Origin of the sequence: Chitinophaga sp. 22308 (genome assembly GCF_052045305.1) — a bacterium.
Lineage (GTDB): Bacteria > Bacteroidota > Bacteroidia > Chitinophagales > Chitinophagaceae > Chitinophaga > Chitinophaga varians_A.
The window spans coordinates 401,404-426,232 of the sequence record NZ_JBQEOP010000002.1 but is presented as its reverse complement, the minus strand read 5'-3'; the positions used below and the strand labels follow the sequence as shown (position 1 = coordinate 426,232).

Below are 24,829 nucleotides of genomic sequence, written 5' to 3'. Positions count from 1 at the left end.
GACAAGCCTGTTTGTATACAGGCAAAAGGCGCTGCAATAGCAGGGCCAGGCCGTGTCATGCCTATTATCAACCACTTTCATCAAAAAAACATTACAATGATCAAGCGACTTTTACATGCTTTAAGTTTGTTGTGTCTCGCGCTATCAGTGCAGGCGCAGGACCTGAAGATAACGGGTATCGTCAGGGACGAAACCGGCTCCCCGCTTCCGGGAGTTACCATCATTGAGAAAGGCCTCTCTTCCAATGGCACCACCTCCGCAAGCAATGGTATCTTTACTATCACCTTAAAGGGACCATCCAAAACACTTCAATTCTCTTTTGTTGGTTATTTGTCACGTGAAATCAATGTCAGCAATAAGAACAATGTGAACATCACCCTGTCGGCAGATTCAAAATCTCTCAAAGACGTAGTGGTGATCGGCTACCAGGAAGTATCGCGGAAGAAAAACACCGCAGCCATTTCCAGCGTAAAGGGCGATGTGATCAAAGACATACCGGCGCCCAGCTTTGATATGTTACTGCAGGGCCGCGTTGCCGGCGTAAACGTGCAGAACTTTTCCGGCGAACCGGGAGTTCGCAATACTTTTGTGGTAAGGGGCAACACTTCCGTGCTCAGAGGCTATGATGCCGCCAGGGCCGTCAGTTCACCCCTCTTCGTGATCGACGGCATCCCCACCACTACCGACGACATCAGCCAGATGACATATGGCCAGGGCACCAATACCAACCTGCTGGCCGGCCTGAACCCAAACGACATCGAATCCATTGACGTGCTGAAAGACGCCTCTGCCGCCGCCATATATGGTTCCCGGGGCTCCAATGGCGTGATTATCATTAAAACAAGAAAAGCAAATGCCGGAAAAGCACAATTCAATTTCAGCACCTACCATGGCGTGTCAGAACAACGTAAGCTCACCGAACTGGTGACCGGGGCGGAAGAACGCAGAATGAAACTGGATGTGCTCAACCAGTACAACCAGTGGGAAGACAATTACAAACTGCCGCAGATGCTCACTGACAGCCTCAATCCAACCTTCAACAACAACACCGACTGGCAGGGGCTTTTCTATCAGCGAGGCATGATCCACAATTATGATATGTCTATCTCCGGCGGCACAGAGCTGGTCAACTACCGCGTGAGCCTCGGTCACTACAACGAAGAAGGCATCCTGAAAAATACCGGGTTCAAAAGATACAGCATGATCTCCAATGTAAGCATACAGATCACGCCCAAACTCAGTAACCGCACCATCTTCAGGTTATACAGAACAGACCGGCCGCGCTCCGTCAATGAGCGTACCGGCGGCAATTTCTCCTTTAAAAGTGACGCACTGCCCTCTTCCTTCTACCAACTCACCGCTGCCGGTGAAGACTTCCTGGTGGGCAACAGCCGTAAGATGGACAAGAACATCAACAACAGCCTGCAGCTGAGCACAGTCTTTAACTATGCAGTGCTGCCATCACTGATGTTCAATACCACCGTGTCATACGAGGCCTCCAATTCCAACCGTGACTACTATTCACCAAGCGTAGTGAGGGACAACGGCTTCGGCTTTGCTTCTTCCTTTGCGGACAAATCCGAACACCTCACCGTCTTTAACACGCTCGAATACACGAAAAAGCTGGGCCAGCATACCGTAAACCTGATCGGTGGCCAGAACATGGAGTACAACGCTTACCGCAATACTTATGCAGATGCAGACTTCATTGCGAGCGACTATGTCAATACTGTCAACACGGCCAACAAAAATTTCAGCACCGCCAGTTCCGCGTTCCAGGAATACGGTCTTCAGAGCCTCTTTGCAAGGATGAACTATGACTTCAAAGGTAGATACCTGCTGTCTGCCGTTTTTAATGCCGATGCCTCTTCCAAGTTTGGCAAAAACAACCGCTGGGGCTATTTCCCTTCTGTATCGGCAGGCTGGATCATCAGTGATGAAGCATTTATGCAAAGCAGCAGCAACTGGCTCAGTTACCTGAAAATACGCGGCAGCTATGGCATTACCGGAAGTCAGCCGCAGGACAACTACCTCGGCTACAACACCTACACGGTAAATGCCGCCAAATTCGGCGATAAGGAGAAGTCACCCGCCACCACCTATAACGGAGGCTCCGTGATCATCCCTAACTATTCAAGCGGCATTGCACAGAAAAACCTTTCCTGGGAACAATCCATACAAAGCAACATCGGGCTGGAGGCCACTTTCTTCAAAGATCGTATCCGCCTCACCGTGGATGCCTATTCCCGTGGAACCAGCCGTGGTTTCTTTGACTACAAACTGCCCATCTATAGCGGCTATGACCTCGCCAAGACAAATGCCATCGGTATCCGCAATGCCGGCGTGGAACTGATGATCAACAGTAAAAACCTGTCAGAGAAAAGCGCGGTACAATGGTTCACCGACTTCAATATTTCCTACAACCAGAACGTGATCACCAGCCTGCCTAACGGCGGCAGAAGCCTCATTGTGTCGTATAACGGTGGCGCCTATGGCTTCGACTATCTGCTGGACGTAGGTAAACCCGTTAACCAGATGTTCGTGTTTGAAAACAGGGGCGTTTATTCCAAAGATTCCGATGTGCCCTTTAACCTCCTTACAGGCCAGCCGCTGAAAAATGTGGTGGGCGTGGCTTACAAGGCCGGCGACCCGATCATCGTGGACCAGGTAGGCAACTTCAATATCAAAGGCCCTATGGACCAGATCGTAGGCGGCGACCCCAACCCAAAATATACCGGTGGTATTAATAATACCATTTCCTATAAAGGGTTTTCATTTTCGTTCTTTCTCACTTTCACCCTCGGACGCCAGATATTGAATTCCTATATGATCCGCCGTTATGTCAACCTGTTCGACGGCAGTGGCGACGATGGCGAAACCAAGCTGGCCAAAGGCGCGCTCTTCGATCTGAGCAAAGTGAACTACTGGAAGAAGCCGGGAGATATCGCTGATATACCCTCCCTCTCCCTGCGTTCAGCCGACCGCGACTATCACTACGCCTGGCTGGATGGCTCCACCATGTATATCCAGAACGGCTCCTACTGCCGCCTGAAGAACATCAGCGTTAACTACTCCTTTAATCCGCGGGTACTGAAAACACTAAGGCTCAACCGGCTCCGTGTATACGGCATCATGGATAACGTGTTCACGCTGCAGCGGTCCACCATTCCGGATGCAGAAGCCGTAAACGCCTATGGCATTTATGACGGCGACGGGTACCCTATCCCGACAAAATTCACACTGGGAATTGATCTGGGCTTTTAACGTTAAAAAAAAGATATGAAACGAATACATATAATTGTCTGCCTTCTGTGCATGGCCAGCATGCTGGGGATGTCCTGTAAAAAAGTGTTGGAACTCAATCCCAGGGAAACGCCGTCCAGCGGTGTTTACTGGCAGAATGAAAACGATGCGCTGGCCGGCCTGCTTGGCGGCTACTCGCTCCTCCGTGATGCGCTCACCGATGAAAACCGCTACTACGTATACGGCGATGTTCCGTGTAATACGTTCCTCATCACCTATGGCAGTGACTACGCCATACACCAGTTGCGTGACGGCTCCTTTGACGGTTCCTACTACGGCTACCTGGAGAACCTTCAGGACTGGACACCGTTCTATAAAGCGATTGCGCAGGCCAACCTGCTGATCAAAAAAATACCGGCCATTCCTGTCAGTGCGTTTAAAGTACAGGACAGAAAAAACTATTTTCTCGGCGAAGCCTACTATCTCCGTGCATTCAACTATTTCTTCATTTCGAAGGTATGGGGAGATGTGCCGCTTGTTACTGAGGCCGTGGAAGATGTGTCTGAAGCTAAAAACTACGGCCGTGAGGCCCAGCAGAAAGTGCTGGAACAAGCCATCGCAGATCTGGAACAGGCCAAAAAATTATTGCCGGTAACGACAGAAAACACCGGCGACCGCGGCATCAGGGCCAGTCTTGCCACCGCCCTGGCATTGGAAGCACACATCTACGCCTGGATGGGCAACTATGCCAAATGTGAGGAGAACACCCGTGAGATCGTAACTAACCCCGGCAAATTTAACCTCACATTCATCACCGACTCCGCCACCTACGTGAAGATGACCCTCGGACATTCTACGGAGAGCATCTTCGAAATCAATATCAACTACAACCAGAATGAAGGCTCCAAAAAAGGTATCGCCGAAAGAACGCTGTACGACCCGTTCCTGGCTACCCGCAAACCAGTAAATACCGACGATGTTCCCTGGCTCGTGAATATGGAGACTATCGACAAAATCTATGACCGCTTCGGCAGCGACACTACCGATCTGCGTTTCAAAGTATGGTACTATGCGCTTGATGGCAGATGGCCTATGCTCAGAAAGTATTCCAGCGTCATCTATAAAGATGGCGACATCAAACGGGACCCCTGGTTTTCCAATAATATCCTGGTATCCCGTTTGTCAGATATTATACTGCTCCGCGCAGAAGCGCTCTTCAAACTGGGTGATGAACCGGGCGCACGCGCACTGGTGGACAAGATCCGGCAACGCGCCGGGGTAACGCCAACCGACCCGTCCCTCACCGGTGACGACCTATTTACTTTCATCGTATACGAAAGAGTAAGAGAGTTATATGCTGAAGGACAGACCTACTGGGACCTCTGCCGTACTAAAAAGCTGGGAGACTTCAACGACAAACTCTCCGGCTCATTCACCCAGGGAAACGCCAACTACGGCAGGACCTACTGGCCTATCAACAGGGACATCTTCAAAGACAACCCTTTGATGAAACAAACACCTTACTGGAACGGAAGACTGTAACCATCTAAAAAAAAGATCATGAAAAAGATCACCCACTATATCCTTCTTTGCTGTATACTGCTGGTGGCATTCCAGTCCTGCAAAAAGGACTATATCGTCGGCGGGAACCTTCATTCCGCCAAATTCAACGGAAGTACGTACGAATACCTACATACTAACCACCTGTTTGATACGCTTATCCTCCTGATTGACAAGACAGGATTAAAAGACGAAGTAAATGCCAACAATACCACTTTCTTTGCACCGACCAACTATTGCATTAATAATTATGTAAAAAAAGTGGTACAGACCAGGCTGCAATTGCAGACCGGCGATGAAAATCTGGTATTCAACTTCGACCAGTTGGATTTTCCCGGCCTGAAAGACTCCCTGCGGGCTTATATCTTCCAGGGAAACATTACGCGTGACTCCCTGAATAAGTACGGGACCATGTATACGGCCAAAGACGGAGAACAACGCCTCATCACCCTGGAGGAAGACCCCAGCAATACATATGTGAACGCCGGCTTCACGGAACGTCCGAAATATATTTATATCACCAAAATCTTTGGCACCAGGGACCCCGTAGATCCGGACTCGCTGGCCGCTTTGCCGGAATCACAGCGGGATGTAAAAGACATCATCCAGTCGTCTGGCATCATTACCAACAATGGGGTGGTGCATGTAATAGGCAACTCCCATATTTTCACTTTCGCCAAGCAACCAAAATAAAGTCAGACTATGAAATCAATCCAACGCATATACGAAAAAGGACTGCTGGTACTGCTGGTCATCGCAGCGTTCATGTCCTGCAAAAAAATCGTCCCCGGCTATATCAGCGATCAGATCAGATACGTGGACGACACTTTCCGTGTACCCAAAGGAACCTACTTTACCGCAGATGCACGTTCTTTCCAGGGCGATGGCACCAGCTATCCGCTAAGCGTAAAGCTGGTCGACATCCGGGACCTCGCCACCGGTAAATCCATAAAGGCCTTTACCGACTCACAGGAAATACTGGTATTCACAAAACTGTTCGATCCCAACAGGGACACTACTGTGGAGCAATTGAATGCTATCCGGACCAAACAGCGCGTTCCACCTTTGCAGATCGTGGAGAAATCGGGCCAGCTGATCATTAACAATGGCTCTATCAATATTCCCAATGGCAACTATACTTTCGATATCAGCGTGGCCAACGAAAGAGGCATCAAGATATTCAAGAATATATCCGTGATTCAATTGTACCTGCTGGAGTTCCAGGACATCAGCAAAGGCTGCGCCTGGTTCAAGAACAATACCACCACCAGCGGCGATATCGGTTCACCGGATATGACGTACAAAAAATTATCCAACGATGGTTTCCGGGTGATACTGAAAGTCACAGACAAAAACGGCACGCCGTTTAACCCGAAAGCAGGAGAGCTTATCAAACGTGGCGACAGGCCGTTATTTGAAAGCTACTCGCGCTTCCACCCGGTACAGTATACCGATTCCAGCATGATCTGTGATTTTGAGGTAACCCCTTTCCCGCTGAAGGAAGTTACGGGATACGGATACCTCATGTATTACAGGATACCAAGCGACTTTGTGAAAATAGATCCGGGCGTAGCCCCTACTACTGATCCTGTCTATAGCGTAAACCCCCGGTTTTCGTTCAGGCTGTTTGTCCCGGGCACTTACGAAGTGACCGTTAAGGTGCCAAAAGTCACCAGGAAGAGCGTCTAATAGCTGAAAAAGGCAGCCCCGGAAGTAGTTTTTACTTTCGGGGCCGCCACTTCAGCTAACCGGCTGAATGAAACCCTGCCGCTGCATGGAGAGCGTTTGTGCCACGAGCGCCGACAATGCTTGCTCCCGGTCGGCCGTATTAAAACAGCGAAGTAATATTTCTTCCAGCGTGTACCCTCCCTGAAGATGATCAAAAATGGCAGCTGTCAGTTTCCCGACAGGATAAACCGCCACACCATATTCGTAAGCCTGTAGCAGGTAATAATACTCCCCCGCCTCGCCGGGTCTTTCCTGTTGGTCCCACTGCCATTGTGTACGGCACAACAACACTTGTTCCACAACCGTCCACTTCAGCTGCAACACCTTATCTGGAGCAGCTTCCGGCAGACCTCCGACAATCTCTTTCCGCCTCGTGTAATATAACAGTCCTTTATGTTCCCGCCACAAGGAAGTAAGCTGCTGCTCAAATGCAAAACAGTCCGTCAGCCGCACATGGCTTTCTCCCGGCAGCGTACTTATAGCATGCTGTAAATGATCTTCCAGGGTATCTATGCTTTCTGTGTCCGGCAATGTCCACCCATGTGTTTTCAACAGTGCAAACGTATGAGGATAGTACTTGGCAAACAGCTGCTGTTTGACTGCGCCTGGCGCATACAAAGGGCTTGCCTGCCGGTTAATACCGATGACCGGATGCAGTACCGCATCCCCGTTATAAGGCATCAATACAGATGCCAGCATATACCCTACGCCGGCAAGGCCGGAGAACAGTCCAGGGTCCTGCATCATCGTAGGCACGTAGCAGTTATAAGTCCCTTGCGCCTTACAGTAACGTACAGCCGTTGACGCTATTGCCTCCGCTGTTTGCCGCAACGCCGGTCTTCCCAGTACTTCCGCTGCCTGCAACAGCAGCAAAACAATACCACCGTAGCCACTGCACAGCGTGAAGTCACCGCGTTGCAGCAACTGTACGTCTTTCAGTGACCGTTGCAGAGCATCCTCCACCTGTTGCAGATACTTTGGCTGGTGCGTCTGCCTGTGCGCGAACAATCGGGCAATGCCGATGCCTGCTGCGCCATGGGCCCAGGTATTCGTATCAGCGGCATCTTCCCGGAAACGCCGGATGTCCCAGTGGAAAAAGTCTTCCCGCTCCAGGCAGGTATTGGTCAGGCGCAGGTCCAGCCAGTTGCCGGCGGTGGCGTCATAGTACTGCATTTCATATTCCAGTGCCTGTTCCGCCAGATATTGCAATCCTTCGTCCCTGAAGTATGCGCCCACTTGCATCAGTGCATAGGCGATGCCGGAAGCGCCATGGGAGAAACCGGTCAGGCTGTCATAACTCATCTTCACATGGCCCCATCTCCATCCTTTCAGCGCCGGCCGTGCCTGTTGGACCAGTTTGCCGGTCAGCGACCGGATGACCGGCAGCAGTGTTTCATCCTGCGTATATGCATGTAGGTAAGTGAGCACAAACATATTGCCGGCGTGGCCGCTCAGCCAGTCGTCCTGCAATACGCCCTCTGATATGTCATGTTTGAAATGCGCTGTCAGTTCCAGCGCACGGTCCAGGTAACGCCGATACGCACTGGCTTCGTACATTTTGACACACAGGTACAACAGTCCTGTGGCACCGGTGTACAGCGTATAGTACGGTTGCTGCAATACCTTTGGATGCCAGAGCAGCGTATCCGATGCCGTTACACAAACGTCCAGGTAATGCTGTTGTTTGTAACAGTCATATAGCCGCAGGTAAAAAAGGATAACACCGGCGCTGCCGTTGAACAGGTCCGTCTTTTCGGCGATGGTTTCCTCTTGCAGGCCAGGCAGTACCAGTTGTGCAATACGGGCCAATTCCGTTTCTATGATCTTTTTATCCGGGGATTCCATAGATATGTTCCAGGCATTTACAGGTGAAATACATAATATAGGCTTCATCAAGATTGGAAACGCCGAGACGGTTATGCCCCATGTGCAGGAAACTGCCCGCCACGGCAGCCAGTTGTTCATCTCCGAAACCTTGCTGCCGGTACTGTGCAAAGACATCACGATTGCCTGCTGTAAAGGTTTGTAATGCCGGTGACGCATTTCCCTTCTCCATTCCCTGCCATAGCTCGGCTGCGGCAGGTGCCAGCACCGGGGCATAAGCCAGAAACTTTTCGTGCATTCGTTGCAGGTAATGGTCATGCTGTTGTTGCCGGTCTTGTTCCGGAAGATACAGCCGCGGCAGCCACGCGGCTATAAAACGGCGACAGACTTGCAGCGTGTGCAAGGGCGTCAGCTGCAATGCCCGCAACAGCGCCAGGTTCAGCCGGATGGCCTGCATCAGGGCGCCAGCCGGGTTGAGCGACTGTAACACACAGGCAGAAGAAAGATGAAACTGCTGTTCTGCCAGCGGCATCGTGTATACATTACCATAACGCCCTATCTCCGGCACATAGGGTATGTACTGCCAGGAATCATTCGGCAGCAGCCGTTGCGATGGGTAAGCACTATCCTGCCGGCTGGAGGGATAAGCGGCAAAATAAGCCCGGGCCTGATCTTCCAGTAACCGCTTTATTTCCGTTTGCCGTTCATCAGCTACGTATAACCGCAGGCGTATATGCGGCCCGCCCTCCCAATAACGAATAAAGAAATAGGGGCAGCCCGCCTGCTGCACTACCGGCGTGACCAGCAGTTGCAGCAGCCGGTCATGGTCACCGCCATGGAAAAAGTGTACAGACAGCCAGGTGCTTTGCATAAGTTAGTATTTATACCAGTGAAGCATATGTTCTGTTACCGTACCGCTTTGGGAAGCATCCGGGAGTACTTCTTCCAGGTAGAGGTATTCGCCTGCCCGCGAAAGCATCTTCCTAAAAACAGTCACCAACAAGGGCTGCGCGAAACTGATATATTGTGGTTTATAATCATCCCGTTGCAGTTGTCCTTTGGTGGCTGTAGCCGGTATATATGGCGATTTCAGGAAAACAAACACCTGCTGCGGCAGCTGTTGCGCTACCAGCCAGCATTGCAAACGGAGGAAATAGTCTGCTTCCGTTTCTGTATTGTCCTGGACCGGAATGACGGTTTTAGTGATCAACCAGCCTTTTCTTCTCAATACCAACCGGTCTTCGAAAACGATACGCGGCAGCAGCTGTACCGGGCCTGCTGCGCCGGACAACGAAGTATATTGCCGGTCTGCCGCCGCAATAAAACTCCGAAGCGGCACTCTTGGTTCCGGATTAAAATGCGCCAGCAGCCGGTAAAAATGTGACCGGTTGTAGAAAGATTCCAGGCATAAGTCAAATGCGTACACCGGTTTTCCGGTGATGGCATGCCTTAGTTCCAACTGTGCTGATGCAGGCTCATACCGCACAATGATATCCTTCAGGGATACACGCTTTTCTGCGGGATAATTGTTGCTGCCGCCGGGTATGGTGATTTCGTGGTGCAGCAGCGGCGGGTGTATATTGGCGTTAAAAACAGAACCATCGTTCAGTTCCAGCATCATATGCCCGGGATGTAATGCCGTATTCCATGCTTTAAAATCCGCGGTGGCAATGGGACCGAAGAGATGCAAAAAACGACCGGCCACTTTGCCCATGCCCGGTAACAAGGCATTTACCACGCCCATCAACGGGGAGGCATCATCCGGACAGAAAAATTGCACAAACATGCCACGGGCTACGGGCACAGTACTGTCTATAGTCTGGCCGGCAATGTCAATCTGTTCTTTACCTACAGAGAGCTGTATTGTTTCCGGTATATCCATGACCGTTATCCTGCCGGTATTGGGTTGCTCCTTTTTTACGTGTAGATAATAAGCCTGATAAAAGTTTGTCACCGGCACTTGTTGCGCTGTATCATACTGTTGCAGGAAAAAATCACACATGCGGTTTCTTTCTTCCTGCAGCAGGTCAAAAGGCGCCAACAACGCACATAGCCGTTCGGCCTTTGCCGTCAGTGTTTCCGCGTCGGCAGGTAAGACAGCTGTCTGCCTGGTACACGTGTCTTCATAAAAAATATCAGACGGCTGAAAACTTCTGGGCGTAAAATGATGAACAGCAAAGGCGGTAGCAGTTGAAGGCATGGTAGCTTCGCCGGGCAGTGCTGCCTCATCTTTCAACCGTTCCAGTACCGTATTGAGCATGGTGGCGGTGGTATCCAGCAATTGTGCACGGCCGGCCGCGTTGGCAGCCGCATAGCTGTGCCGGCTGGCTTGCAATGATCTTAGCAGCTCCTGTAATGCATCGACAGACGCATGTTGTTGCGGACTATTTGCCAGGAAATTAATGCATGCATGGTCCCATTCGGGATCAATACCGGAGCAACCGATGCCCAGCTCTAACAGCCCGCTGGCAGATAGCTTCAGCAGGAAATCCTTGATCTGGCCACGTGCGGTGCCGGGCATTTCCGTGGCGAGCGTGTCGATAAGGGTAGCCAGCCGACAGGGGCCTTCCAGCCGGTGAAACAGCCACAGGGCCACACTGCGGGCAGGCAGGCTTTGAAACGCCTCCACGTTAAAATAATTCACGAGGAAATGCAGGTCTGTTTCGTTCACCGTGGCAGTATCGTTCAGTTTCACCTCCATGACCTCGTTGAGCACCGGATGATGTACCAGCAGGCTGCGCAGGTAGGTGAATAAACTGTTATTGAGCCGGATGCTGCTGATCACGGTATCCGGCAAAGTGGCGGGCGACTGCTGCAACGTGGCAATGCCGGTATAGGTAAACGTACTGAAAGGAGATGTTTTAGCCGCCATGCGGGTGATATAACGGAGCAGGCTATATTCATTTTTCAGTTCCCTGGCCCTGAAGGCCGCAGGGTCGGCGGCAGCAAAATTGTTCAGCTGCGCATACAGCACCGGGCTTGAAAGTAACACGCCTTTCCTCAGCGCCTCCTCCCGAGACCAGGCCTGTAGTTGCCGCCGGTGTTGTTGCAGTTGCGCATGATAATGTACCTGCCAGTCCGCGTGCTGCTGTTGCCGCTGATGCAGTAACTGGCAATAGTGCTGCAGCGGCGCTTGTGAGTCCGCCGGCATTTCTTCCGGTGGCTTACGGCCGTTGTAGACGGCACGTTTCCATCGCAGCAGCAGTTGACGGGCATTATCATCTGCGGCAGCCTGTATGGCAGTGTACAGCAGTTCACACAGGTGTGACTGATACTGCCGGAAATCCTGCTCCAGTGTCATGGCAGCAGATAGACGTGTATTCACCTCCGTTAGTTCCATAGCTTTTAACGAGGGGAATGCAATCCCGGCATAACGGACCAGTGCGTGAGGAAAAAGTTTCAGTGTCATGTAACGTTTATTTTCCCAGCTCCAGCTGGTTTTTTACCAATTGATAATAGGCCCCGCCGCTGGCTGACAGTCCGGCGTGGGTGCCGCTTTCCACGATAGCGCCTTTGTCCATCACCAGTATCTGGTCGGCATGTTTAACGGTGCTCAGGCGATGCGCCACCACTATGACGGTCTTGCCGGCGAGGAACTGCTCCAGGTTACGGAGGATAGCACGCTCGTTGTGCGCATCGAGGGAGTTGGTGGCTTCGTCCAGGAGCACGATGGAAGGATTGCGGTAGATAAGCCGTGCCAGCAGGAGGCGTTGTGTTTGTCCTTCACTGAGGCCATAGCCGTCTTTCCCGATCATTGTTTCATAGCCAAAAGGCAGCGATGCGAAGAAGTCGTGTATGCAGGCCATGCGGCATGCTTCGTATAGCCGCTCATAGTCTTTTTTCGTATCACCCGCGAAGATGTTGCCGGCAATCGTATCGCGGAACACGTGGCCGTCCTGCATCACCACGCCGCAGTGCCTGCGCCAGGAGCGGGCGGAGAGCTCTTCCAGCGGTTCATCTCCCAGGAGTATCGCTCCTTCCTGTGGAGAATAGAATTTCAGCAGCAGTTTCAGCAGCGTGGTTTTACCACTGCCGCTCATGCCTACAATGGCGGTCACTTTACCGGCAGGGACCAACAAACTGATGTTACGCAGCACCCAGGGAGAATGCCGGTGACCATAACGGAAAGAGAGGTTATGCAGGCGTATATCCTTTCCTGTTATATCGGCGGAAGGAAGCTGTTTTAACTGCGGCGTATCTTCTTCCGCTTCGTGGTGTACTTCCGCCATCCGACGGAGGCTGAAGCGGGTGTTCTGCATGGCGCGGATAAAATCCGTAAGCTGCGATACCGGTGCGCTCAGCTGGCCACAGGTATAGGTTACCGCCAGCATGGCCCCCAGCGTCAGTTGACCGTTGACTACCAGCACAGCCGCAAAGCAGGTCACCAGTACGTTGCGTGTTTCGTTGATGAACAACGACACGCCTTGCACCAGCTGGTCCAGCCGCAGGCTTTCCAGCTTTACGGCAATGGCCTGTTCCTGGATATCCTCCCACTGCCCCGTTTTTTTGGCCTCGCTGCCGGTAAGTTTTATCTCCTGCATGGCGCCAAACATTTCCAGCAGTATGTCCTGGTTGGCCGCCAATATGCCAAAGCGTTTCTGGTCCAGCCGCCCGCGCCGCCCGCGGAAGGCATGGTTCCATAATATGCCTGCCGCGCCGCCCAGCATAAACAAGGCAAACACCTGCCAGTGATAATAGAGCAACATGCTGCCCAGCACCAGTATCGTTACCACTGACAAGGCAAAGCCCACCAGTGATACCGTCAGAAAGTCTTCCACCCGCTGGTTGTCTGTCACCCGTTGCATGTTATCTCCTGCCTGGCGGTTATCGAAAAAAGAGAGCGGCAAGCGCAGGAGCTTATGCAGGAAGTCTTTCAGCATGGCCGTGCTAACCCGGGCGCCTATCCGCAGCAGCAGCCTCGCGCGGACAAATTCCGCCAGCATACGGCCCAGGAACAGCGCCAGCTGGCCGGTACAGATCAATAGTATCAGTGATATCTGCTGATTACGGATACCCTTGTCTACGATGGCCTGTGTCAGCAGCGGCGTGAGCACAGCAAAGCCACTGGCCAGCAGTAATGTCAGCAATACCGGTAATAGGTTCTTACGGTGCAATTGCAGATAGGGCCAGAGAGAACGTAACGACGCTTTTGTTTCCTCTACCGGCGGCGCTGTATAAAATGCCGGTGTTGGTTCCAGGAAAAGCGCGCGGCCATAACCGGTGCCGGCGTCTGATTGCCAGGCCGCCATGAATTCCGGCAGCGAGTAACGGCTTTGCCGCCCCAGCGCCGGGTCTGCGATATATACAGCCGTCTCCGTGATACGGTACAGCACCACAAAATGTTGTTTGTTCCAGTGCAGGATACAGGGCAGCGGCGCTTTTTTCGCCAATACCGTAAAAGGTAACTCCGCCGGCAATGTCTTCAACCCCAGCTGCTCCGCTGCAGCCATCATGTCCGCAAAAGTGACGCCCTGCCGCGATATGCGGCAGGCATGGCGGAGGTACTGCAACGGGTATACGCGGCCGTGACGGGCCGCTATCATCTTCAGACAGGCAGGGCCGCAGTCCATGGCATCCGACTGCCGGTAAAAAGGGAAATCATCTTTCTTAAACACTTTTTGAAACATTGTTGCAAATTTAAAGATAGACAATAATTGCAACAATGTTTCAAAATAAGACAAATAAAAAACGCCGGTCGTGAGTCACAACCGGCGCATTTCAATAAAGACAAGGTTTACCGCCTGGCAGGAATGCGGTGAAATGTCTGTGTTATTTGGTAAATTCAGGGGAAGATACGCTAAACCATACCCTCAAAATACATATGAAGAACTATCCTCTACCCTGCTATAGCCGCCCGTGGGCGTTGATCTTCTGTCAATTTCTCTTTATATGCTGTTTTGCCTGGTCAGACGCCCGCTCCCAGCCAACTATTCCTGTTTACCGCGAATTTGCCGTCAGTGAAACACACCAGGTGTCAGGTATTTGCCTGGGATGCATGATAGAGGACCCGCAGGGAGCCGTGGGCAACAACACGCAGGATTATTCGGCCTTTAAAATGGGAATTGCTGTATTGGGCAGCCTGCAACAAACGCTGATATTCCAGCACCGCACCATTGACCGGTTCACTAAACTCACGGTTAAAATAGGTACCGGGCACACACGGCTTTCTGTTCGCCTGCTGGGCCAATTGTACATAGAAACCCTCTCCGGCGACACCTCCAATAATGACCTCAGGCCCGTAGATGCCCAGATGCTGAAGATATGGGAAGACTCCACACAGGGAGAGCTTGAATTTATCACCTCAAAACCCTATGACCGTGTCAGGATAACATTGAACGGCGGACTGGTTGACATCAACGATGAACTGCGGATCTACTACACCGATCAGACCTACGGTGATTTCTCTCTTTGCGACGTTCCTCACTTCGCCGGCGAAATACTGTACTACTCTTTCGACGGAAATACCAACGAACTGATTTCCGGCCAGGACCTGACAAGCACGTTAATACCGGTGTACAAAGACCATATGGTATGCGGCAGGCAGGCACTCAGTTTTTTGCCCTGTCTCGAAAATACTTTGTCACGTACACAAAATACCTGGAGCCTCGGCGACACGGCCACCGTCGGATTCTGGGCCCGTATTGACAGTCAGGCCTACTGCACCGTGCCTCCCAGGCTTCATATAGAAATACCGCCGCTGATGTTTACTGTCACCGCCGACTCCATTACCGCCTGCAAACCGGGCGTCGGTTGTAAAACCGCACCGCTCACCAACATCGGGAGGTCTAATCTGTATGTGGTCACTACCAGTACTACGGCAGGCAACCAGCTGCGCTTATTTATCAACGGAACAGAAGTGCCTGTCCCCCTGGAACCGCGTCAGGTACCACCGCCGGACGGTCATATAAAAGTTTCACTGAACCAGGTACAGCTGGATGAGATGATCGCCTATAAGAAAGTGCAGTCTTTCCGTACTATCAGAAGCTGGTATTATGATAACTGCTTAAGGTGTGTAGCATCGCTTATGTCTGTTGATAACGCCCGGTTAGGACAGCCCGCTGAAATGCAGCAGGAAAAGAAAAACCTGCGCCTTTATCCCAACCCTACCACAGGCAGAATCAGTATCGGAGAAGACATAGCCGTAAATGACATGGACGTCTCTGTAAAAAATGCTTCAGGCACGGAAGTATACCGGACACGCATCAACGTCAGGAATATTGAATTGCCGTCATCCCTGCCAAACGGGGTTTATATCATCACCCTGACCACAAGGGAACAGGCAGTCCAGACTTATAAAATAGTGCTTTCAAGATAACAACAGCGGGGGCGCCCCAAAGGCGTCCCCCGTTATTTTAACCAGCTATTTTTCTTTTTGGGTTAGCTCTATGGCGTACAACCGGCCAGTAGCCGTTACTGCATATACGATGTTATTTTCTATGACAGGCGTGGTCGCAAAAGGTTCCAGCTGATACAACTTGTCCATCACCGCCACCGTGGTGGAAAATAACGCCGGGTCAGCGCCTGCGGCCAGATGGCGGAAGCGGATACGGCCCATGCTGTCCAGGTGCTGCGCTGCCAGTTGTTTCCGGCCCGGCGTATCAAAACTATCTATCTGTTGCGGATGGTCTCTGTTTACCAGGAACAGCCGGCCTGTGAAATCGCCGTAGCACAGTGCTGTGCCTGACAACGCCGGTGCCCCGAAAACGTAACCGCCGCCTTTGTGGCGATGCAGTTCTTTTCCGGTGGCGGCATCCAGGCCCACCATCAGGTAACTGTCGGACGTGCCCACATATACGTGCCCGTTAGCTACTGCTGCTGCTCCTACTATCCAGGCGTCACCGGCGCTGTACTCCCACTGTTTGCTGCCGGTGTGAAGGTCCAGCGCATACAACCGGGCGTCCCTGGCGCCGATATATACTGTATTGCCGGCCACCACTGGCGCGGCCTGTATGCCTTCCAGCACATGATGGTACTTCCCGTCTTCCATTGTTTTGAATTTCCACAGCAGTTTGCCCGAAGCTACCTCCAATGCATATACGTAGGTATCCCAGCTGCCTGCCAGCACAATGCCCTGTGAACAGGCGGCGCCGCCATGTACCGGTCCGTTGGTACGGAATTTCCAGCGCAGCTTACCGCTATTTTTATCAAGGGCGTAGATGCAGCTGTCACTGCTGCCAAAGTAAACAGCCGTTTCGTCTGTAGCGGGGGAAGACAGATAAAGATCATACTGGTCTTCCATATACATGGTATCGGGCTTCATTTCCCACAGTCCTTTGGCGCCGATCATGCGTTCGCCACCGGTGCGGAATTTCCAGACCTGCTTTCCGTTACGGGCGTCAAAAGCGTAATAATGACCGTCATAACTGCCGGCAAAGACCGTGTTGCCGGATATGGCCAGCCCCGTAGCAATACCCTTCTTTACCGCAGCTGTCCATTTTACGGCGCCCGTCTTCTTGTTGACCGCGTACAGACGACCGTTCATACCAGCTACAAGTATCGATTCACCATAGACAGCAGGGGTGGAAAAAACCTTATCATCTACCTTAAAAAGCTGGCGGGAAGCGCCAAATTGATGCTGGGCAAGCATGGTATGACTTACCATCATCAGCAGAAAAGCTGTTAAACAATATTTCATGAGGTTGTAGGTTGTTTATAACGTTTGGCATTTAAAATAATAAAATCCGTCAATTAAAGGCTTACTGTTAAATTTGAAGATCACCAAACCATGCTTCATATGCCACATTTTGTGATAGAATGTTCCCAAAACGTACTGGACATGCAACCTGCGGAAGTTATCATGGACACCGTTTACAAAGCGGCGGAATCAACAGGTCTTTTCGCTGAAAATGATATCAAGGTACGGTTACGGCCCTACGAACTTTATCAATTGGGAACAGGCAAAGACAGCTTCCTGCACATCTTTGGCAGCATCATGGGCGGACGCACCACCGCAGAACAGGCCGGTCTTTCCAGGACGATCACCAGCCAGCTGGCCCCCTTGCTGCCGGACGTGTCGTTTCTGTCTGTCAACATAGATGAATTTGAGCGGGCCACCTACAGCAACAGATCGCTGATTGATCCGCACAACACAACCGGGGACCGGTTTTTCGGGAGATAGACAGTAACAATGCTTCGGTCTGAAATTTGTGGCCTGCAAAGCAGCGTAAGCTTATGCTGCTTATTCGCGTTGTTTATCAAATGACGGCCCCTGAAGAAATAAAAACCCCATGGGCTTCCACTGCTCCGCAGCTGCTGGCACAGCTGCGGAGCGATGCTGCCTGTGGATTGTCCACGGCAGAAGCTGCCAAACGTCTTGCCGCAAATGGATATAATACTATCGATACTGGCCGGGGCGACCATGTGTTGACGATTTTCTTTAGTCAGTTTATCAGTCCTTTTGCTTTACTGCTGGCACTGGCCACCGCTTTTTCATTTTTTTTCCGGGAATGGCTGGACGGATTTGCGATAATGCTGGTATTGCTGCTCAATGCTACGATCGGCTTCGCCATGGAGTTCCAGGCCTCAAAAGCCATGCATGCCTTGCGAAGAATGAACATAGTACATATCAGGGTGCTGAGAAACGCCCATCTCGTCTCCCTGCCTGCGGAAGAGGTCGTACTAGGCGACATCCTGTTTTTGGAAGGAGGGGATATTGTAGGTGCCGATCTGAGGCTGATCAGTTGTTTTCAGTTACAGGCCAATGAATCGTCACTCACCGGTGAGTCTATGCCGGTGGAAAAACAGACTGATATACTCCCTCCCAATACCCTGCTCGCCGAACGTACCAACATGCTTTTTAAAGGCAGCTTTGTAACACGGGGAAACGGCTATGGCCTGGTAGTACACACGGGCATGGCCACTGAACTGGGTAGCATTGCCGGTATGGTACGGCAGGCACAACCTGTTGCTTCACCCCTTGAAAAAAAATTACAGGCCTTCAGCAAAAAGCTGATCCTGGTCACCCTCGTGTTAATAACATTCATCTTTTTAACCGGATGGCTTCGCGGACAACCGCTACTTAAAATTTTACAAACAGCTATTGCCTTATCAGTGGCAGCAATCCCTGAAGGCCTCCCTGTGGTGGCTACACTGGCGCTGGCATTTGGCATGCTGCGTATGGCAAGGCATCATGTTTTGGTAAAGCGGCTTTCTGTAGTGGAAACACTGGGAAGTACCAATGTCATCTGTACTGACAAAACCGGTACGCTTACAATAAACAAACTGGAAGTCACCTGTATACAACTGCCGGGCATGCCCCCCGTCAGTATCAATCAACAAGCCCTGTTGGTAAAACATCCCGCCTACTTGCATCTCCGGCGGACAGCAGTAATTTGCAACACCGCATCCATGGATGATGAGGACGATACATCAACCGGTGATCCACTTGAAATCAGCTTACTCAGAATGGCATCTTCTTCAGGTTTTGATTTCCGGAGCAGCCGCCTTCAATATCCCAGGATCCATGAGATCCCGTTTTCTTCAGACCTCCGCGTAATGGCCACCCTTCACCAAAAAGAAGGAGGATATTATATCGCCGCCAAAGGAGCGCTGGAAACATTACTCACCCGTTGCACGCACGTTTTGGAAAATGAGACGTCAGCGGAACTTATCCCTGCGCTAAAAGACAAATGGTTAGAGGCAGCTGAAAAAATGGCTGCTTCCGGATTACGTACGCTGGCATTCGCCTTCAGGGAAAGTCACGGACCCGAAACAGATTACTTCCGGGACCTTACATTAACCGGTATCGTGGGATTCTCAGATCCAATACGGCAGGATGTGGTTCCTGCCATCAGCGAATGCCGGTCAGCAGGCATCAGGATAGTCATGGTCACCGGCGACCACCCCGCCACTGCGCGCGAAGTGGCACGGCAACTGGGACTGGCAAACGGAGAACCAGACCTCATTCATGGCAATGCAATGAAACCATATTCTGACCTTACCGACACCGAAAAAGAAAAATGGCTGAACGCTTCTATCTTCGCCCGTGTAACACCGGAACAAAAAATGGATTTAGTCCGTCTGTACCAGGATCAACAACTGATCGTCGGCATGACCGGAGACGGCGTCAACGATGCTCCTGCACTAAAAAAAGCCGATATAGGCATCGCCATGGGGCAGCGAGGCACACAAGTCGCCCAGGAAACAGCAGACATGATTTTGACAGATGATGCCTTTCCTTCCATTGTAAGCGCCGTCAGGCAGGGAAGGACCATTTTCAGCAATATCCGCCGCTTCGTTATCTATCTGTTGTCTGGTAACCTGAGTGAACTGGTGATCATCGCCACCGCTTCATTATTGGACCTTCCATTTCAACTCTTCCCGCTGCAAATACTCTTCATCAACCTGATCACAGATGTATTGCCCGCCATGGCACTTAGCCTGACGAAAGCATCCCCTCATATCATGCAACAAAGACCTTACGCTTCCCAGGTGGCTATTGTTGACAAAAAAAGATGGGTCGCCATTTTTACCTATGCAGCTATTCTCACCCTGTCAACTATCAGTGCTGTTTATATCAGCCACTATCTGTTACCCACCGGTATTCCCCGTACTCCGCAACATGCTAATAACGTACTCTTTTATACCCTGGCCTTCTCTCAGGTTTTCCATGTATTAAACATGTCATTTGACAGGCATACCGGATTTTTCAAATCACCGGTGGTGACCAACAAATACGTATGGATGGCTATTATATGCTGTCTTGCTCTCTGCCTGGCTTCCTGGCAGGTACCGATCTTCAGAAAAGCGCTGAACATATCCCTGTTAAGCTGGGCAGACTGGACAGTTATCGTGATGGCGTCACTATGTTCACTGGCGCTCATACAATGGGTAAAATGGATGCGCTGGATATTATAATTCGTATTTCCCTGATAAAAAAGGCCGGCTAAACAGCCGGCCTTGTCCATTTTTCCTTCTAGTTATTCGTATCCCACCAGACACGATCGTTGATGGTTGCCTTTTGATCTGGTTGAGGATTGGTCAGTTCTTCTACTGCCGGGTACGGCCATCTTCTGGGAATACCCTTTGAAGTGCTGCCGGTATAAGGCTTCAGCTGTGGATACCCGGTACGCCGCCAGTCGTTGTATGCTTCCGGCGACAGGAAATCAGCTATGTACTTTTCAGTGATAATCTGCTGTATCGCATTGGCGGCATCGAGCGCCGGCCTTGAAGCGATGTATGTCTGCTGCGCCGCAGGCTCTACGCCCAGCATAGACATATGCGCGGCAATGGCATCCCGGTAGACAGGTTCCGCAGCAGCAGCGCCCTGTTTGATAAACGTGGCTTCCGCTTTCAGGAACAATGCTTCGCTATATGTCATCAGAAACAGTTTCGCTGTAGCGCCGGCGTAAAAACTGTTGATAGTGGACAACGTTTTCAGGTCGGATGCCGGGGCGTCGTTTACATTACGGCCTACATACTCACCGTTGCTGTTTTTAGTGGCAATGATCGGTAACCTCGGGTCCTTGCGGATCTTCAGGGAATCCACAAATGATTGTCCCAGTACCACGCCGCCGGAAGCAGCCCTGGTAATAGCATACCATGGATTGGACGTGTTGCCGGTACCGGGATAAGGCACCGCAGCATTATCAACATTACCGCCAAAACCTTTCGCCAGCGCGGCGAGAGCGTTATCCGCCTGTTGGGCGGCGGTATGCCCCGGGGCTTTTGTCAGCCGCAGATAATAGCGGGCCTTGAGGGTGTACACCAACTTTCTCCACTGGTCCATATCACCCTGGTAAATGAAATCATCTTCACCCGGAGCGATCTTGCTCGCCGGCTGGTCCATGTAATACAAGGCGCTGTCCAGCATCTGCTGGATAACATTGTATATCGATTCCTGGCTGTCGTATTTAGGCTTGGTCACCTGTGGCATTTTGAATGCCTCGGAATACGGAATGTTATTCCATAAGTCGGTGGTGATGGCCAGATTGTAGGCAAACAGGGTTTTTCCGATAGCCACGTACTGATAACGTTTCGCGGCAGTAGCCTGGTTGTTCATCACCTGCAGGTTCTGGAAGATGGTCGTGTACAGCGTATAACTCCAGGCATTATTTACATCCACACTGGTCATAAAATAAGACTCCAGGTTGGGCGATTGCTGGTTTAATGACAGGTGCTGCATCCAGTAGGAGATGACTTCGGTGCTGGAGTTACCGGCGCCGCCCATTACCATGCTGGCGGTGGCTACTTCCACCGGTGACAACATCAACGATTCATTTACCGTCAGCGGGTTGTTCGGATCATTGTTGATATCCAGGAATTTTTTACACCCGGTGGTCAGGAGCACTGCGCAACCCATAAAGGCGAGTGTTCTAATTATTTTCATGTAGCTAGCTTTAAATATTCATTAAAAGGACACTTTCAAACCTACCACCACACTGCGGTTGGAAGGCACGTTGAAATTGGAGAAACCCTGACCGTTGCCGGCACCGTCGAGGCTCACTTCCGGGTCAGAGCCGGTATAGTTTTTATGCAGGATGAAGTTGGTGCCGGTAACAGATAACACCAGTGAACGGAAACCTTTGTTCTTCAGCAGTGAAGCTGCAAGGTCATAGCTCAGGGACACCTGGCGCAGCTTCAGGAATGAACCGTCTTCCACACTGCTTTCGCTCACTTTGGAGTATGAGTTCCTGTAGTAGGTTTCATCCAGTTTAATGGCGACGTCGTTCGGTTTGCCGTCAGATTGTTTTACACCTGGCAATACAACTGTTTCGCCGCGGTTTTCCGTCGCTTTGGCGGTGCCATAAAAATAGAGATAGGAATTGTCGAGGTTGATCACGTCACCACCATGGCGATGGTCCAGTACAAAGGAAAAAGTAAGGCCTTTGTAGTTCAGGGAGCTGGAAACGCCGCCCAGCCATTTCGGTGTGGCATTGCCAATCGGGCCGAGGTCTGTGCTGATAATAGGATATCCATTATCATCAATGATCAGCTGATGGTTTTCATTACGCAGGTAGTAGTTGCCATAAATCACACCGTAAGGCTGGTTGGCATAGGCAAATATGCCAGGGCTGGTGAAGCCGGCAAACTGAATGTAGTTCACACCGTCGGCAAGACTAAGCACCTTGTTGGTAATTTTTGTATAGTTGACGTTGATGTTCCAGGTAAGGTTAGCGGTTTTAACCGGCGTGATGCCCAGTGTTACCTCTACTCCTTTGTTCTGCATAGCGCCTGCATTCAGGGAGGCGCCGGTGAAGCCGGTGGCGGGCGAAACAGGAGAACCCGGCGTTAACAGGTCAGTGCTCTTTTTATCGAAGTAAGACACTTCCAGCGACGCCCTGTTACGGAAAAATTTGGTCTCCAGTCCCACTTCAAATTCTTTCAGCTTTTCGTTGCGCAGCGGGAAACCGTAGGTGCTGGTAAGCGTATAGCCGTTCTGTCCGAAGAACGGGAAGTTAGCACCCGGAGAAGCCCTGTAATAGGGATTGCTGAGGGCGTAAGGACCTACGTTATCGTTACCTACGGCGGAATAGGACACTCTTACTTTACCGAAATTAAAAACGGGATTATCTGCCATTTTCAGCGGTTCTGTAAATACGAAGCCTACGCTGGCCGATCCGTAAGGGTAAAACTGATTGTCTTTAGACAGCACGGAACTGCCGTCATAACGACCGGTGAGCGCGAGGGTCAGCATCCGTTTATATTCCAGGTTGGCCTGTGCATAAAAGCCTACCTTCCGTGTGCGGTAGTAGTTATAGGCGGAAGTCACCTCTGCAAAGTTGGTGATGTTATACAGCTTCTCCACGGAGATGCCCACGCCCTGCACATAATTATTATCGTTGTAGTTGACCAGGATGTTGTTACCCAGCAACAGGCTGGCGAACAGGCCATTGTTAAACTCCTTCTTAGCCTCCACCATCAGGTCATGGTTCAGCTGCTGGCTTTTGATATCGCGTTTGTACATCTGGCCGTTAACGGGCGTGCTGCCGTTGTTGCCCCATCCGATGGCGCCGGGCGCCTCGTGGTAATCGGTAGTGGTCACATACATATCGGCGCCTATCCGTTCTGTCACGGTAAGCCATGACAGCGGCGTGTAGCTGAGGGTAACCACGGGGATGATGCGATTGTTACGATCGCGCAGGCCGGTATTGTCCAGTATCCAGTAAGGGTTGTTGCGCGAGCCGCGGTATAAACGCTGCGAACCGTCTTCGTTCACAGTCGGGAACGGGTCCCAGGAAATGGGCGCGCCGTATACGGTCCACAACGGATTCACGAAGTTGTTGCCTTCCAGATAACGATGGTTGTCTGACTGGATATAGTTGAACTGGGTGGAAAGTTGCAGGTTGTCCAGCAGTTTCACGCCATATTTCACAAACAGCGAATGACGGCTGTAATCCGTATTGGGTATGGTGCCGTTGGTCTTCAGGTAAGAATAGGACACCATATAGTTGGAACGGTCCGTATAGCCGGACACGTTAATATTGTTATCAGAGGTATGACCGGTCCTGAAAAACTCTTTTGCAGGGTCATGTTTTTTCACCGGCGCGCCGTTTACTTTCAGGGTGTCAATAGCCGGTCCCCAGGAGGAGGAGTTCAGCACGCCGGCGTTACCATCGCTGTATTTGCCGTTATTGCCTTGTGCGTATTTGTCCTGGAACTTCGGCAGGATAGGATTCTGGAAGGAATAGCTGCTGCTGAAAGTCAGGTTGGGTTTTCCCTGCTGGCCTTTTCCGCTGCCATTTTTGGTAGTGATCAATACCGCGCCCCTGGCGGCGGCAGAACCGTACAACGCGGTAGCAGCGGCTCCTTTCAGCACGGTCATGCTTTCGATGATATTAGGATCGATATCACCGCCACGGTTTACTGTACCGCCAGAATACATGGACCCGTTAGGGTTGCCCGCTTCGCTGTTGTCCATCGGTACCCCGTCAATCACAAACAACGCCTGGTTGTTGCCCACCAGCGAAGTAGCCCCGCGTATCACGATCCTGGCAGAGCTGCCCGGCACACCGCTGGAGCTCGTGACCTGCACGCCGGAAACCTTACCGGCGAGGGCGCTCACTACGTTGTCCTGTTTGGCGTCTACCAGCGCGGCGCCTTTTACTTCTTCAACGCTGTAGGTGAGCATCCGCTTATCACGTTTAATGCCCAACGCTGTCACCAGTACTTCGTTGATCTGACGGGAGTTTTCATCCAGTGTGATATTGATCACCGCGTTTTTTTCCACTTTGATCTCGGCAGTGCTGTAACCAATGGCTGTCACCAGCAGCACATCGCCTTCTTTGGCGGTGATGTGGAAGGAACCATCTGCTGTAGCTGCTGCACCGGTATTGACGCCTTTAACGCGGACAGAAGCGCCCGGCACCGGCGCCCCGTCCTTACTGGTAATTTTGCCCGATATGACCGGGGCTTGCGCATAGGCAACGGATAGCGCCAATAGCAGCAGGACTGCTATCAAAAATTGTCTTTTCATAAGTGTTATATTGATAGAATGATCAGCCGGCCATATATCCGCCGGTGCTTGTAAGCGATT

Annotated in this window: 14 protein-coding genes; 7 read left to right on the top strand and 7 right to left on the bottom strand. The window is 51.4% G+C overall.

Annotated elements, in window-relative coordinates; all coding sequences use genetic code 11:
• The first annotated feature begins 96 nt into the window (after positions 1 to 96).
• Genes ACTJJS_RS08385 through ACTJJS_RS08370 form a run of 4 tightly spaced genes read left to right on the top strand, consistent with a single transcriptional unit; the run spans position 97 to position 6,492 of the window.
• Positions 97 to 3,264: a SusC/RagA family TonB-linked outer membrane protein gene (locus ACTJJS_RS08385; protein WP_440663307.1), complete on the top strand. Its 3,168-nt coding sequence runs from the start codon at positions 97 to 99 to the stop codon at positions 3,262 to 3,264.
• 15 nt (positions 3,265 to 3,279) lie between these two features.
• A complete protein-coding gene (locus ACTJJS_RS08380; RefSeq protein ID WP_440663305.1) occupies positions 3,280 to 4,785 on the top strand; it encodes a RagB/SusD family nutrient uptake outer membrane protein in 1,506 nt (501 codons plus the stop codon).
• An 18-nt stretch (positions 4,786 to 4,803) separates the two neighbouring features.
• A complete protein-coding gene (locus ACTJJS_RS08375) occupies positions 4,804 to 5,496 on the top strand; it encodes a fasciclin domain-containing protein (protein ID WP_440663303.1) in 693 nt (230 codons plus the stop codon).
• A gap of 9 nt (positions 5,497 to 5,505) precedes the next feature.
• Positions 5,506 to 6,492, top strand: a complete 987-nt coding sequence (locus ACTJJS_RS08370) for a DUF5007 domain-containing protein (protein WP_440663302.1) — start codon at positions 5,506 to 5,508, stop codon at positions 6,490 to 6,492.
• A 51-nt stretch (positions 6,493 to 6,543) separates the two neighbouring features.
• Here the strand turns inward: ACTJJS_RS08370 and ACTJJS_RS08365 are convergent, their stop codons facing one another.
• The 4 genes from ACTJJS_RS08365 to ACTJJS_RS08350 are packed head-to-tail and all read right to left on the bottom strand — an operon-like array spanning position 6,544 to position 13,982.
• Complete coding sequence (locus ACTJJS_RS08365; protein ID WP_440663300.1) at positions 6,544 to 8,376, bottom strand: lanthionine synthetase LanC family protein; 1,833 nt, start codon at positions 8,374 to 8,376, stop codon at positions 6,544 to 6,546.
• Complete coding sequence (locus tag ACTJJS_RS08360) at positions 8,360 to 9,226, bottom strand: thiopeptide-type bacteriocin biosynthesis protein (RefSeq protein WP_440663298.1); 867 nt, start codon at positions 9,224 to 9,226, stop codon at positions 8,360 to 8,362. Before ACTJJS_RS08360 ends, ACTJJS_RS08365 begins: the two co-directional genes overlap by 17 nt.
• Before the next feature lie 3 nt (positions 9,227 to 9,229).
• Positions 9,230 to 11,764 carry a lantibiotic dehydratase gene (locus tag ACTJJS_RS08355; protein WP_440663297.1) on the bottom strand — a complete coding sequence of 845 codons (2,535 nt, stop codon included), beginning with the start codon at positions 11,762 to 11,764 and terminating at the stop codon, positions 9,230 to 9,232.
• 7 nt (positions 11,765 to 11,771) lie between these two features.
• Positions 11,772 to 13,982, bottom strand: coding sequence for a peptidase domain-containing ABC transporter (locus tag ACTJJS_RS08350; protein ID WP_440663295.1), 2,211 nt, complete (start codon positions 13,980 to 13,982; stop codon positions 11,772 to 11,774).
• Between the two features lie 194 nt (positions 13,983 to 14,176).
• Between ACTJJS_RS08350 and ACTJJS_RS08345 the strand changes: the two genes are divergently transcribed.
• Positions 14,177 to 15,670 (top strand): T9SS type A sorting domain-containing protein, encoded by a 1,494-nt coding sequence (locus ACTJJS_RS08345; RefSeq protein ID WP_440663293.1) that lies wholly within the window; start codon positions 14,177 to 14,179, stop codon positions 15,668 to 15,670.
• A 45-nt stretch (positions 15,671 to 15,715) separates the two neighbouring features.
• Here the strand turns inward: ACTJJS_RS08345 and ACTJJS_RS08340 are convergent, their stop codons facing one another.
• A complete protein-coding gene (locus tag ACTJJS_RS08340) occupies positions 15,716 to 16,990 on the bottom strand; it encodes an outer membrane protein assembly factor BamB family protein (protein WP_440663292.1) in 1,275 nt (424 codons plus the stop codon).
• Positions 16,991 to 17,089: 99 nt separating this feature from the next.
• Here ACTJJS_RS08340 and ACTJJS_RS08335 point away from each other — a divergent pair, with 99 nt between their 5' ends.
• Together ACTJJS_RS08335 and ACTJJS_RS08330 are read left to right on the top strand one after the other, a co-directional pair.
• Positions 17,090 to 17,473, top strand: a complete 384-nt coding sequence (locus tag ACTJJS_RS08335; protein WP_440663291.1) for a 5-carboxymethyl-2-hydroxymuconate Delta-isomerase — start codon at positions 17,090 to 17,092, stop codon at positions 17,471 to 17,473.
• A 53-nt stretch (positions 17,474 to 17,526) separates the two neighbouring features.
• A complete protein-coding gene (locus tag ACTJJS_RS08330; RefSeq protein WP_440663290.1) occupies positions 17,527 to 20,211 on the top strand; it encodes a cation-translocating P-type ATPase in 2,685 nt (894 codons plus the stop codon).
• Between the two features lie 58 nt (positions 20,212 to 20,269).
• Here the strand turns inward: ACTJJS_RS08330 and ACTJJS_RS08325 are convergent, their stop codons facing one another.
• Positions 20,270 to 21,682: a SusD/RagB family nutrient-binding outer membrane lipoprotein gene (locus ACTJJS_RS08325; RefSeq protein WP_440663288.1), complete on the bottom strand. Its 1,413-nt coding sequence runs from the start codon at positions 21,680 to 21,682 to the stop codon at positions 20,270 to 20,272.
• Between the two features lie 21 nt (positions 21,683 to 21,703).
• On the bottom strand, positions 21,704 to 24,769 hold the full coding sequence (locus ACTJJS_RS08320) for a SusC/RagA family TonB-linked outer membrane protein (RefSeq protein WP_440663286.1): 3,066 nt from the start codon (positions 24,767 to 24,769) through the stop codon (positions 21,704 to 21,706).
• Positions 24,770 to 24,829: the final 60 nt, after the last annotated feature.

Excerpts from the sequence above, each read along its gene's own strand:
- ACTJJS_RS08380 (WP_440663305.1), top strand. The coding sequence starts at position 3,280 with ATGAAACGAATACATATAATTGTCTGCCTTCTGTGCATGGCCAGCATG.
- ACTJJS_RS08335 (WP_440663291.1), top strand. The coding sequence starts at position 17,090 with ATGCCACATTTTGTGATAGAATGTTCCCAAAACGTACTGGACATGCAA.
- ACTJJS_RS08365 (WP_440663300.1), bottom strand. The coding sequence starts at position 8,376 with ATGGAATCCCCGGATAAAAAGATCATAGAAACGGAATTGGCCCGTATT.
- ACTJJS_RS08355 (WP_440663297.1), bottom strand. The coding sequence starts at position 11,764 with ATGACACTGAAACTTTTTCCTCACGCACTGGTCCGTTATGCCGGGATT.
- ACTJJS_RS08370 (WP_440663302.1), top strand. The coding sequence starts at position 5,506 with ATGAAATCAATCCAACGCATATACGAAAAAGGACTGCTGGTACTGCTG.
- ACTJJS_RS08360 (WP_440663298.1), bottom strand. The coding sequence starts at position 9,226 with ATGCAAAGCACCTGGCTGTCTGTACACTTTTTCCATGGCGGTGACCAT.
- ACTJJS_RS08345 (WP_440663293.1), top strand. The coding sequence starts at position 14,177 with ATGAAGAACTATCCTCTACCCTGCTATAGCCGCCCGTGGGCGTTGATC.
- ACTJJS_RS08340 (WP_440663292.1), bottom strand. The coding sequence starts at position 16,990 with ATGAAATATTGTTTAACAGCTTTTCTGCTGATGATGGTAAGTCATACC.
- ACTJJS_RS08385 (WP_440663307.1), top strand. The coding sequence starts at position 97 with ATGATCAAGCGACTTTTACATGCTTTAAGTTTGTTGTGTCTCGCGCTA.
- ACTJJS_RS08350 (WP_440663295.1), bottom strand. The coding sequence starts at position 13,982 with ATGTTTCAAAAAGTGTTTAAGAAAGATGATTTCCCTTTTTACCGGCAG.
- ACTJJS_RS08325 (WP_440663288.1), bottom strand. The coding sequence starts at position 21,682 with ATGAAAATAATTAGAACACTCGCCTTTATGGGTTGCGCAGTGCTCCTG.
- ACTJJS_RS08330 (WP_440663290.1), top strand. The coding sequence starts at position 17,527 with ATGCTGCTTATTCGCGTTGTTTATCAAATGACGGCCCCTGAAGAAATA.
- ACTJJS_RS08375 (WP_440663303.1), top strand. The coding sequence starts at position 4,804 with ATGAAAAAGATCACCCACTATATCCTTCTTTGCTGTATACTGCTGGTG.
- ACTJJS_RS08320 (WP_440663286.1), bottom strand. The coding sequence starts at position 24,769 with ATGAAAAGACAATTTTTGATAGCAGTCCTGCTGCTATTGGCGCTATCC.